At 42.9% G+C, this 282-nt stretch carries 1 pseudogene; it reads left to right on the top strand.

From position 1 onward, the window contains the following. Positions 1-282 (top strand): annotated as a pseudogene (locus JI666_RS21030) (hypothetical protein); the annotation flags it as partial.

Raw genomic sequence — 282 nt, forward strand, 5'->3', positions numbered from 1 at the left:
ATGCTCACTCTCACAGTACTTTTAGGTGGTGGATCTGCGACGTTCGTTCCCAGCCCATATTGGTCAATAACCATTACTGTAGGATTGACGCTTTGGACTCTAGTTCCTTATACGACATTGACATTACATAAAGGATTAAAAAAACTGAAGGTAGCCCCCTCATCTTATACTGAAGGGAACTCAATACCCATCAAATTCACGAAATGGCGGCCAGCATGGGCGTTTGCTCCTGATCGCTTAGAAAAATGGTTGGAGCGTATGGAACAAAAAGGATATCGTTTA

The sequence above is a fragment of the Bacillus sp. NTK071 genome (assembly GCF_017303315.1).
Taxonomy (GTDB): domain Bacteria; phylum Bacillota; class Bacilli; order Bacillales; family Guptibacillaceae; genus Guptibacillus.